Annotated in this window: 3 protein-coding genes; 1 reads left to right on the top strand and 2 read right to left on the bottom strand. The window is 59.6% G+C overall.

Translation table 11 applies throughout. The annotated features are described in order from the left end of the window. Window positions 1-42: 42 nt before the first annotated feature. Entirely contained in the window at window positions 43-1,725 is a 1,683-nt protein-coding gene (locus ACILSL_RS10040; RefSeq protein WP_395731886.1) for a hypothetical protein, read from the bottom strand. A 63-nt stretch (window positions 1,726-1,788) separates the two neighbouring features. Continuing rightward, complete coding sequence (locus ACILSL_RS10035; RefSeq protein ID WP_395731885.1) at window positions 1,789-10,596, bottom strand: hypothetical protein; 8,808 nt, start codon at window positions 10,594-10,596, stop codon at window positions 1,789-1,791. A 131-nt stretch (window positions 10,597-10,727) separates the two neighbouring features. Between ACILSL_RS10035 and ACILSL_RS10030 the strand changes: the two genes are divergently transcribed. Then, window positions 10,728-11,528 carry a ThuA domain-containing protein gene (locus ACILSL_RS10030; RefSeq protein ID WP_395731884.1) on the top strand — a complete coding sequence of 267 codons (801 nt, stop codon included), beginning with the start codon at window positions 10,728-10,730 and terminating at the stop codon, window positions 11,526-11,528. Window positions 11,529-11,706 lie beyond the last annotated feature (178 nt).

Genomic DNA, 11,706 nt, shown 5'->3' with positions numbered 1-11,706 from the left:
AGGAGAGAAATGACGGACGAAAAAGCGACCTCACGGGGTCAGCTACTTGGCGGCAGGGGCTGCGGCTTTTTCATCGCCGACCTGCTGGATGCCTTTGAAGTATTCTTTGACGCCTTCTTTGACTTCGGCGGGCACGTCTTCGCGCTGGATGAAGCTTTCGACCTGACGCTGGAAGGCTTTTTCCTGGAGGGTGGCGGTGCGGGTGGCGCGACCGCTGCCGCTGTCGGCGGATTCGATGCTGGTGTTGCTGGGGCCGCTGCCTTTCTGGCCGGTGAGCTGGTCGCGGTTGCCATTGTCCTGAGTGGCTTCGCTTTCAGCGCGGCGGCTTTCGACGGTAGCTGAACCGGCCTTTTTGCCGCCGGGTTTGATGCACTGACTCAGGCTCTGACACTCTTTATCACACATGAAGCCCTGGCATTTGCTGGTGCACTGGCTGAGCGACTGCAGCTTCTTCATCATGTCTCGCTTGGCGGAGGACTGGCACATGCTCTGGGTGAGGTTCTGCAAAGCTTGATTGGCCTGGCTTTGAGAGGACTTACACTGGCCGGGATTTTGACTGGGGTTCTGCTGCTGTTGCTGGAGCTGCTGTTCCAGATTCTGCACGGACTGCTCCAGAGCGGTCATCTGCTGATCCATGCTCTGCTGCCCCTGGCTGCCTTGCTGGCCCTGAGACTGCTGCTGATTCTGGCCGCTTTGCTGGGCGTTCTGGTTCTGACTGGACTGGGACTGATTGCCTTTGCCCTGATTCCCCTGCTGGCCGGTGCGCTGCTGGAAATTGCGTGCGGCGGCGGCCATGCGCTGGGAGGCGGACTTTAGTTTGGCGAGTTCCTTCTGGGCTTCGTCGGGTTTGCGGACATCGGCCTGAAGCTTCATCTGGCGCAACTGCTCAGCGGCGTGGCGGTAGTTTTGTTCTTCGAGCGATTTGGAGATGGGTTTGAGCTCGGCGGTCTGTTTCATTTCCTGCGCGGCCTTGGCGAGAAGCTGCTCGGTGTCGCGCTGGCTGAGTTTTTGGGCGGCCTCGGTGATCTTGCGCTCAAGTTCGGCGTACTGGCGCATGGCATCTTTGCGGTCTTTGGTCTCGCGCAGTTCCTTCACCCACTGGCGCCATTCGTCGGGATGCAGGAGTTCCTTTTCGTCATCGCTGGCGGTTTTGAGCAGTTCCTCGACTTCTTTTTCGAGCTCCTTGTTGATCTCTTCACTCTTGTTCAGTGTCTCGGTTTCCAGTGCGAGGCGCTCCACCACGATGGGAGAATCTTTTTTGAAGCCCATGACGAAGCAAGACAGCAGCAGCACACCGGCGGTGGTGAGCATGCGCCGCGGCCACTGCACGGGAATGCTGCGCGGAGAAAGCGACTGCACACGCACGGCGGTGGCTTCCGCCTGAAGCGCGATGAAATCGCCCTCGCGGTGCTCGTCGCTGAAACCCAGATGAGAGCTGATGGCGTCTTTCAAATCGAAGTGTTCATCGGCAATGCGCGCGGCCTTGCGCTGGGAGGCGCGGCCGAGGAACCAGGCTGCCAGCGCCATGACGGGCAGGGCGACCGCCGCCGCGATGTAACCGCTGGCGGGCACGGAGTAACCGCGCAGCACCCACACCAGACACCACAGGCATAGAGCCGAGCCGGTAACGAGAAGAGAGCCGCAGAATGCCCGGACCAACCAGGCGAGATCCAGACGTGCTTTCACAGCTGACAGAAACGCGAGGATTCGATCGTGAGCAGGCATGGTATGCGGAATTGCTGAGGGTTTTACCAGAGAGGGACGTGCGGGACAAGACTTTGCTTGGGACTATTTGGAAAGACGGGTGATGGCGGAATCGACGGATTTTTTAACACCGCCACCCAAGCGCTTCTCGTCGAGCGTTTTAAGCACTTGCAACGCCTCCGGCTTTTTGCCGGTGCGTTCGAGAACTTCGGCTTGTTTCACGGCATACCCAGCGGCGAGGCCGTAGTCTTTTTCGTTTTCTTTGCGGGCCTGCTCAAAGGCCAGCGCATAGAGCGGTACGGCCGCCTCATGTTTTCCGTTTGCGACCAGGAGGTCGGCGGACTCGCTGGCGGTGCGGCCCATGCGAGGGAGCGCTGTGGCGATTTGTGCCGCCACGGGAGCGAACTCGTCAGTTTTGAAGACGGTGCTTTTTTGAACGATGTCGTTGATGAGATTGGGGATGCCCGGGCCAGCGGCGGGATACTTTGCGGCACACCATTCATCCCTGGCCACAGCAACGATGAGCTGGGCGCGCTGCTCCGGTGTGAGGCGCATCTTTTTCTGTGTGCCTGCAAACTGACGGATGCAGGTCCACATCTCCCAGCGTTCCTGCACGTGCTTTTTGAAGTCGCGGCGGTCCTCCTCTTTCAAGCCTTTGCGCCATGATTCAAAGACGGCGGGCTCGTTGAGGATGAGGTGGATGAGCCATTTCTGAGTCACGCAATCGGCGACATGCATGTCGCGCAGATCGGCGGGAGTTTTGGTGATGATATAATCCAGGAAAGGCAAGACGGGGCGGACGTCCGGGGTGCGCCCAGCCTCTGACTCGCGGGACCAGAACCAGCCGCCGACCCATGTCGGCCCCCAACCGGTTTCTTTGACCGCAGAGCGCTGGTAGTAGCTCTGGCTGTAGCGGGCAGCCAGAGCGCGATCATAGGCGGCGATGTTGGGTTTCACATCGCCATGCGCAGCCTTCCAGCCATAGGAAAACTGCAGGGGCTTGAGCTGGCGCCAGTGCTCCCAGGTTTGATCCATAGCGGCCAGTGCCTCGATGTCGGTCTTGGCGGCGACTTCATCGACGGCATCATGGATCAGGTCTGCGGCATCGTAGAAATTGCAGATGATCTCGACGCAGTCTTTGCGCATTTCTTCATCGGTGAACTTGGTTTCCTTGAAGCGTTTCGCGAGGTCTTTGAAACGATCTTCGCGGTTCTTGAAGCCTTGAATGGCGGCCTGTTCGGACTTAGAGGGATCTTTGACGTAGGAGAGGTAAACCTCTCCCAGCAGGGCGAGGCCGGGATCGCCACAGGCGGCTTTGAAGGCAGGCAGGTTTTCGATGATCTCCCTGCTCCAGAGCAGTTCTTTTTGCGGGTCCATCAGGAAGCTGCGCCACTCGGCCTTGAAATGCTCTGCTGCGAGCTGCGGCTGACCGCCGAGCATGAGGCTGACGATGCCGGACTGCTCATTGCTGAGCGTATGATGGTGCTGGCGCAGCATGGCGCGCATCCAGTCATCGTTGTTCGCCCGGGCAGTCATGCGCAGCATGCTGTTGATGACCCAGTCGCAGGGCTGGTATTTGCTCAGGCCGCCATTGGCGAGACGAGCCAGCCATGCATCCCAGTGCTGCTGCGCGGCAGCCTGCCATGCGGCATCAACAGGCAGGAGATTGAAGGCGCGAATGATCCAGCCGTATTGATACCCGTGGATGCAGTGCTTCTGCTTCATGGATTCGAGCGCTGCGGCAACGCCGAGTCTGGCGCACTCAGGATCGATGTCGTCATGGGACCAGTAGGAAAGAAAATGAACGAGGGCCTGACGCACGCGCGCATTGGTTTTGTCTGCGCGCAGCAAGGCTCGATTGTGCTCCCACATTGGCTGCAGGCCGCCGAGTTCCTCGATGGCCTTTTGAGCAGCGATATTCTGCCGCGACTGCACATCCGTGCCGAGGAAGAAACGGCCCGCGTAGTCGAGTTCACGACCCAAGGCCGCCTGCGGGTGGGTCGCGGGCATTTTGGCAGCATACTTCATGGCGGGCACGCGCAGGCTCTGGGGCAGCTTCAAATAGAAATCGTAGAAGGCCAGAGGCAGAAGTGTGTGGGGTGTGTCCTGCATGACCTGCGCCGTGCGATTGAGCATGGCGTCAATGCCACGCCCCATGGCCGCAGCGCCGCTGTTGTTGCGCCAGATTTCGATCAAGGTCTGGCCATAGCCGCTGTTGGCCGCCCAGCCGTCCGGAGACAGGTTGCCTGTGGTGTCCTCGTGAAAGAGGCGCATGACGAAGGCCATCGTCTCCGGCTTGGGCCACTCCTTCTTAAGTTCATCCAGAATGTTTGCCCGGGTGAACCAGCCGTTGCCCCCCGCGTAGTTGCTCCATGTTAGGGATGAAGCCCGGGCCTCCATCAATTCACAGGCATGGAGAAAGAGCTTCCGAGCCTTTTCGACATCACCCGGGATGAGAGTTTTCAGAGTGTCTTTGAGCTTGTCCGCATAACTGCTGGCATTTGCCTGCACGTCTTCAACACGCTCGGTGGCGATCCAGCGGTCGATCTCGTCCATGGCCTTCTTCTGTTCAGCGCCGAGGAGCGGTGCGAGAACCTTCACCAGAGCGGGGTCCGCCGTGGCAGGCTGGTTGAGCGCGGTGATCTGCGACTTGAGCAGGCCCATGAAAGCGGGACCGCTCTTTACCGGGATTTTTTCCACATCCGAAGCACGGCGTTTCAGCATGGCGGAAAGCGGACCTGCCGGAACGTCCTGCAGGAGAGCCTCACAGAACTCCACCCCAAAAGTGCGCTGCTTCATGTCTACGAGTTTGAGACGCAGGTCACGCATCGTGTCGCGGTTTTCCCGCAGCTTTTTGAAGAACACAACCTGAAGGCAGTTTGGATCTTCCGGGAGGCTTACATGTTCGGCGGCTCCCATCCAGCCCATGTTGCCGAGTGCGGCAAAAGCATGCTCAGGGGACTTCACCACCGCATTCATGCTGTAGCTGCTGTTGCTCATCCAGTTGGGATCGCTCGTGGCACCCACGAGGGAAGCCATCTGCAATCCGGCGCCAAAGGTAGCGGGCTTTCGGATCATGCTGTCCATGACTCGCAGCAGCGAATAAGCTGCGGCGTTGTTATAAGAACCGCCACGTCCGTAGCGTGTGTCGATGGTGCTTTTCATGGTCTGGGCCCAGGTGCTTTGATTATTGCCAAGGGCCCCGGAAATAATCCGGGCAAAGAAGGGTTCCATCCCGGCTTCGGGGCGCAGCTGCTGGCGCAAACCCAGATAATGGGAGATGGCATAGCCTTCGCTGAAGCTGCGGTTTTGTTTCATGCTACCAGCGAGTATTTCATCCAGTGGCAGGCCTTCGATGCCGCGCTCCACCCAGCGGTCGATCAGCCATACCAGATGCGGTTCATCCCCATAGTTTGAACCGAGACGACTGGCGGTGGCGAGGTAGGTTTTGGCATTGTGCACGAAGGCTTCGGGCGGGCAGGACCATACAGTCAACTGCGCGCGCAGAACATTCTGCTGCGTGATGTCCAGAGCGGCGACAACCAAAGGCATGATGTCCTTTTGGACCTGCTCCAGCTGATTCTCCTTCCAACCTTTCCAGATGAGGAACTCCGCCGGCGTGGGGGCCCAGAGGCCGGTCACCTCCTCATAAAAGCCGTAGCGGCGTGTGATGCTGCCGCGCTGGATGCGAGGGGCCGACCTGGCCGCCTCAAGCAGCCGCCGGGCGGTGGCGGCCAGTTCATCCATTTTTTTGCCCTCATGGATCGTCAAACACGCAAAGCGGCGGAAACCTTCCTCTGCAAGCGCGGGTTGTTTCATGAGTGCCAGGCACATGCGGTCATGCACTTCGCGCCGTTTCAGCGCCTCGGGGGATGTCGAAGAGAGGTAGCCTTCGTCATCCTCGTGGCTGGCTCCCGGCCGGACATAGAGATGAGCCAGGCGGGGAGAACGATAGGTTTGGTGCGCGACCATGGCCGGCAGATCGATCATCCAATCCAGACCTTTGACCGCCGCTCCAGCAGGCGCGGCTTCCAGCATACCAGCCAGCGCATCGACGATGTTCATCCGGCCCTCAAACGGCAAGGAGTCATCCCGGCTAATGACTTCGGCGATGAGGCTGCCCACGCCGCTCTGCTGATAGGCCGAAAGAGGGACATCTTTCATCATTTTCACAGCACGGGCGGAGTCAGCGCCCGCAATCAGCGAGCAAAGGTGCAGACGCGCCTCGAAGTGCTTGGGGTTCATCTCCACGATTTTCTCCAGCACCTTGGTGGCGTCGGGCTTGCGGTCGATGAGGATCAGCAACTGCGCCTGGTCATACATTTTGGCCACCGTGGCATTTTCCCCGGGGTCAAAGACTGCCTGGACTTTTTCAAACAGGCCCGGTTTGCTGAGGAGGCGCTTGATCTCCTTGGCCCGGCTGGAGGCGTAGCTCTGATTGCCGTTACTGGCATAGGCCAGGGCCCGCTTGAGCTGGATGACAGCCTCCTTTACGATGGCATCCTCATCCTTGCCGGTGAGCAACGTGAGCAGTTTTTTCGTATCGATGCTGGTGCTGCTGACATAGCTGGTGGAACGCTGGCTGACCGACGGGGCCACCATGGCAATGCGGGACCACTGCTCCGCCTCATCTGCCATCTGCAGGCCCTTCATGGCAGCGAGCAATTCGTCCTTCTGCTCTGAAGTCACGCGTGTGCTGCGAAGGCGGCGCAGCGCCATCTGCGCGGGCTCCAGCAGGGGGCTGCCGGGCTGGGGTTTCAGCTTAAGCGCCGCATGTGCCAGCGCGGCATCAAAAGCAGGGCGAACACTGGCAGGAATGTTCATGCTGGAAGCGCGGACGAGCAGCTCGGCCGCACGGTCATATTTGTCCTCGATGCTGAACCATGACGCCGCGAGCAGGAGGTCATCCACGGTGGGATTCGGTGCAGCTAGGAGCTGGGCCACCTCCCGCTCCACACGCTCGCGTTCACCGGCCTTGTAGGCCAGCAGGGCACGCAGCGCTGGAGATTTGATGCCCTCGATGAAGGGCTTTACGCCGGCGTAATCTTCAGGCTCAGGCTCCAGCTTGTCTTCTTCACGCGGATTGTAGATGTCCCTGCGGCCAAAGTAGAGCACCAGAGTGTTGGGCAGCGTCGTCCCACCAGGGAAAGGCAGGCGGGCAAGCATGTCGCCGACGGGAGTCTGGGTTCGGCGGCTGAACTGCGTGGTGAAAGCCGCCCACGACTGACGTGTGGGAGCATCTTCAGTCCAGATCCGCACCTCACGCTCCATGAGGGCAACGAACTCCTTCCATGCTTTCTGCGTGCGGCAGGCGTTGGCCGCATTGGGAACGCCCATGCTGTAAACCCGAGCCGGCATGCCCGGGTCGGTCAGGTCGAGTTGACGCAACAGCATGGAAAGCATGCGGCGGCACAGCGGTTCAGGCAGTGAATAAGATGGAGGCCTCTGCTCCATGCTCTGACTGCCGCCGATCAAGTATCCCAAATAATAGCGCCCAGAGTAAGATCTGCGCATCTCATCCGACGACATTTTTTCGAGTGAGGTCACCACCTCATTGAGCAAAGGCACGCCTTTTTCACCTCCATCTGTCACGGCATGTCTGGCGGCCTGAAAGGCAAGATCCGGGTATTTGGATTTAAAATGCTCAAACGCACTGGCAGCGATCTCGAATGAAATGTTCTGCCCATTGCTGATGGAGTAGGCCAGCACCGCTTCATCATCTGGATATTTCTCCAGGGCGTCCGCGCTTGTGTTTATGCGGTAATATTGATCAATATCGAGAGCATCAAGATAACGCGCAGCGGGCGCACCCGCACTGGCAGCCTCAGCTTTCCATGCCGCCTTTTTCTGCGACGCCTCACCCTTCATGAGGGTGATGGCATGCGCCACCGACATGGAGCGGAGGACGTCCAGGCTGGAGGGCACCATCACCGCTTTGCTGGCATTCTGGCCCGAGAAGCGGATGGAATTCGAACGATAATTGTAAGCCTGGTAGGAACCTCCTGATGTGAGTCGAATCAGGTCTGCATAGCCCTTTGGGGTGTGCTTTTCCAACTCCTCAAAATAATTGCCTCCGATGGAGGGAGTCTTTGCCGCTGCTGTGATTGAGGGCAGTTCCTGGGACTGTGCCATGAGGCGGATGAACAGAGCCATGGCAGCGTCCGTTTTTCCCTCCTCCTCCAGCGCCACCGCCTGCAGATAGCCCAGCCGATAGTCCTCCGGGAAGCGCCGCAGCAGCGGCTCAAGAAAGCTCGCCACTCGCTTCCAGTCCTGATGGGCCGTCATGCTTTTGGCCAAAGTGAGAGCGTCATCGGCATCCATCTGCGCGCCACCGGCCAGCTCATAGAGCATGCGGTAGCCAGTGTTTGCATCACCGTATTCAATTTCGATGGAGGCAATCATCTGCTGCACGCGCCCGCCTTTGGAGCGACCGGCGAGGCGCTGCAATTCTTCGATGGCACGCTTCGACTGGCCCATCTCCAAATCCATATGCGCAACCTGCATGGCAAGGGTGACATCGTCAGGCCGCAGACGCATGGCCTCGCGCAGCGCACGCTCCTGCTCTGTGGTGCTGCCTGCCACCCGGTAGATTTCCGCGAGGGCCAGCCATGGCGCCGCATCTGCACGATTGGTGCGCTGACGTTCGAGGAATTTATCCGTGAGCGCCTTCATCTGGCCGCGCTCGCCGGCCAGACGCGCGAGGATGCCGACCCAGCGCATTTTGTCCTCCGGCTTGTCCTCCCTCTCAAACAGCGAGAGATAAACCCGCTCCGCGTCGCTCATCTGGCCCTGCTCGAGGTAGCCGGAGGCGAGGGCGTCCGCCACGGACTCGTCATCTTCAAATTTACGAGTGGCCGCCTGCAGCACCTTCAAAGCTTCGCGCCCTTTGCCACTGAGCTGCAGAAGCCTGGCCTCGCGCAGCCAAGGAGAAGCGGAGCCGGGAGAAAGTGTCTTCCATTCCGCCACCCACTTGAGCGCCTGATCTGGTTTTCCCGAGCGCTCAGACAGGTCCACCAGACGCTGAATGTTGGTGGAGTTTCTGCCCTGGGGCATGGCCAAGAGTTTTTCCGCCTCCTCCGTGGCGCGCAGCCAGTCCTGACGGGATTCCATCAGCTTGAGCAGCCGAGTCTGAGCCGCCAATGCATGCTCCGATGGAATTTCGCGAAGGATTTTCTCCGCGCCCAGGTGGTCCTGCTTTTCTTCCAGCAGCGTGGCGAGGAGAATGCGTTCCTGCACAGTCGGGATGCTCTTTTGCAAAGCTGCCAAGGTTTCGGCAAACTTTGGCTCGTCTGCTTTCAGACAAGCCACGACCTGCCGCAACGCATCATCCATGAAGCTGACGTCTGTGGTAGCACGCACGCGAGCGAGCGCCCACGGAATGGCCTCCACAGGTTTCTTGGCGCTGAGTGCAGAATTGATCAGCAGCCCAAGAAAGCGCTCATCGCCTGCAAACTCTGCGTGACGTGCCTGCAGAACTTCCAAAGCAGCCTGCGGCTCAAGACGTGCCATGAGTGCCTGCCCCACGGCCATGAGCTGGGAGAGATCGCCGTTTTTCGCGAGATCACGCCAGATGGCCAGCGCGGCATCCCGTTTGCCACTGCGGTGAAGGTAATGGGCCTGAGCTTCTTTGGCCGCACTGCTCTCTGGAAAAGCGGCGACCATGCGCTCGTAGGCCAGGGCGGCATCGTCACCACGCTCCCAGCTTTCATAAAGCCGCGCCACGCGGAGGTGATCAAACTCTGCGGTGTCTTTCGCGGCCAGAAACTTATCCAGCGTCGCCTTGGCGGCGGGTTGGTCCTTGGCACGTTCTTGCAGGGTCGCCAGGCGGATGAGGAGTTCACGATCATCGGGTGCCTGCTCCATCAATACGTTGGTTTGCGCGATGGCCTCCTTGAACTGCTCAAAGCGAGCCAGCAGATCGAGGTAGCTCTCGCGCAGCTCACGTTGGCCCGGTGTTTTTTGCAGCAGGGCCGCGTAGATGGTGAGGGCCTTGTCCTTCTCGCCCAGCTCGGCCAGAACCCGTGCGCGCTGGCGCTCCAGAGCGGTGCGCTGCGGATGGGCGGCCTGCAGCTTTTCCAGCTCCTTGACCAGCCCGCTGAGGTTCTCATCTCGACGAAACATCGTTTCAATCTGCGCGAGCACTTCGTCTTCGATCCAGGTGCCCTGCCCGGTGTCTGCCAGAGTCGAGGCGAGGAGGGCGAGAGCGGCGTCTTTCTTGGTGGCGCGGAGCTGGATCTCGGCCAGGCGCAACTGGCGCACTGCTTTGGCGTAAGGGTCTTTGGTTTTGGCGATCAATGCGAGCATCTGCGCCTCTGCCTCGGCGAACAGCCCTTCGTCGAGCTGGAGATCGACCACTTCCTCCACCAGATCTTCGTCATTCGCGTTTGCCTTCACCAGATCCCGCCATGCCTGCAGGGCGGCTTCCGGCTTGCCGGTGCGCAGCAGCCAGCGGCCGCGCAGCTGGCCGATCTCACGGCCCAGCTCTGCGTCTGCGCCACCTTTTTCCGCTGCTGCGAGCGATTTTAGGGCCGCTTCGAAATTCATCATGCGCGCCTCGAGTTTGGCGCGTTGCAGCCAGGCCCGTACGTTCGTCTGATCACGCTCCAGAGCCGAGGTGTAGGCTTTCAAGGCTTCGGCTTCGTTGCCACGCTGGTCGTGAAAAATGGCCAGGACGAGCAGGTCTGCGGTGGAGCCGGTGCGCTGGCGCAGAAATTCCGCCAGAGAGTCCGCCGTGCCTGTCTCCATCCACGCCGAGTAGAATCTGTCATAGACGAGGCCGGGTTGAGGACGCTTGAGCAGCATCTGGTGGTATTTCTCCGCCTCAGAAGCCGGGGGGGCGGCCTGTCCGAAACATGCCAGAGCCGAGACGAGGAAAATAAACCGGATTTTCATAAAAGAAATTTACCGATCCTTTTACCAAATTTCCTATACCAAGGACAAGATAGAACCGCAACCAATCGAGATTCATGCAAGACAGGACATGCATTCCGCGCATACTCGAACTCATAACCTCATCCGCCGCCATGCGTCCCCTTCTCATCTCCCTGCTGTCCATCGCCTGTCTGTTTGCTGTCGCCGCCCCGAAAGAAGAGGTGAAACCGCTCAAGGTTCTCATGATCACCGGCGGCTGCTGCCATGACTATGAGAACCAGAAGCTCATCCTCAGCGAGGGCCTCAGCGCTCGGGCGAATGTGGAGTTCACCATCGTGCATGAAGAAGGGCCGGAAGGTAAAAAGGACAAAAGCCACAAGATCTCGATCTATGAGAAGGACAACTGGGCCGAGGGCTATGATGTGGTCCTGCACAACGAATGCTTCGGCGGAGTCGATGACGTGGCCTTTGTGGAACGCATCGCCAAGGCACACCATAACGGTGTCCCGGCAGTGATGCTGCACTGCTCCACCCACAGCTACCGCACGGCCAAGACCGATGAATGGCGCAAGTGCGTGGGCCAGACCTCAATGAGCCACGAGAAGAACCGTGATCTGAACGTGAAGAACATCGCGGAGGGCCATCCTGTCATGAAAGGCTTCCCTGCGGAATGGCTCGACGCCAAGGACGAACTGTACAAGAACGAGAAGCTCTGGGAGCACTTCGTCCCGCTGGCCAAGGCCTATGGCGAAGACACGAAGATGGACCACAATGTGATCTGGGTGAACGAGTATGGCAAAGCCAAGGTCTTCGGCACCACGCTGGGCCATGGCAATGAAACGGTGCAGTCTCCTGTGTACCTCGACCTCGTGGCCCGTGGGCTGCTGTGGACCTGCGGCAAGCTGGGCGAAGATGGCAAGCCGCTGCCAGGCTACGAAGCCAAGCAGAAGTAGTTCAGCGACAGCGGCCACCAGTTTCAGCCGCCCCAGAAACTCCGGAGCAAATAAAGCGTCGCAGCAGTGATGCCGGACCAGCGCCCTGTGCCACGGTGCAGGCGGGAAACGTGCCGGGGGTGGAAGCAGGAAATTCAGTCATGCGTCGGGCGGGTTCGAACATGGAGTCGCCGCCAGG

Origin of the sequence: Prosthecobacter sp. (assembly GCF_044222345.1) — a bacterium.
GTDB lineage: Bacteria > Verrucomicrobiota > Verrucomicrobiia > Verrucomicrobiales > Verrucomicrobiaceae > Prosthecobacter.
The sequence above is the reverse complement of the archived record's forward strand: the minus strand, read 5'-3'. Positions and strand labels throughout refer to the sequence as shown.

What these genes read in the sequence shown, in the direction of transcription:
- ACILSL_RS10040 (WP_395731886.1), bottom strand. Translation starts at nt 1,725, where the DNA reads ATGCCTGCTCACGATCGAATCCTCGCGTTTCTGTCAGCTGTGAAAGCA.
- ACILSL_RS10035 (WP_395731885.1), bottom strand. Translation starts at nt 10,596, where the DNA reads ATGAAAATCCGGTTTATTTTCCTCGTCTCGGCTCTGGCATGTTTCGGA.
- ACILSL_RS10030 (WP_395731884.1), top strand. Translation starts at nt 10,728, where the DNA reads ATGCGTCCCCTTCTCATCTCCCTGCTGTCCATCGCCTGTCTGTTTGCT.